Genomic DNA, 518 nt, shown 5'->3' with positions numbered 1-518 from the left:
CAGACAACAAATACTTAGCGGAAATGGCGAAGTTGGTGTCCGATGGCGTAGAAGGTAAAGACCGCGCGCAAGAATTCCTGAACGGTGCCGAGAAAATCAAAACGTACATTAACCAATGTATGTTTGATGAAAGCACAGGATTCTTCTACGACATTCACTTAAATGTGGCTGAAGATGGCACTACTCCTGCGCCTCTTGCAAATGGCTGTGCGGGTTTGCCGATTGTAGAGCGTGGACGTGGCCCTGAAGGTTGGTCGCCGCTGTTTAATGGTGCAGCAACGCAAGAGCATGCTGATAAAGTGATCGCGGTGATGCGTGATCAAGACGAGTTCAACACGCCAGATAAATTCCAAGGAACGGGTGTGCCTTTGCCGACCGCATCGCAAACCAACCCTGCTTACGGTAAAGATGTGTACTGGCGTGGTCGCGTGTGGCTAGATCAAGTGTACTGTGGCTTCCGTGCGATGGAAAACTACGGCTACAAAGAAGAAGCGATTGCAATGGCGAATGAACTGTTG

The 518-nt window shown here is 49.8% G+C and carries 1 protein-coding gene; it reads left to right on the top strand.

The window, feature by feature from the left end; genetic code table 11:
* Nucleotides 1-518: MGH1-like glycoside hydrolase domain-containing protein (locus tag R7Q09_RS28380; RefSeq protein WP_411913137.1), on the top strand; the 518-nt coding region annotated here is incomplete at both ends.

The organism is Vibrio sp. 2130-1 (assembly GCF_033339515.1).
The sequence above is the reverse complement of the archived record's forward strand: the minus strand, read 5'-3'. Positions and strand labels throughout refer to the sequence as shown.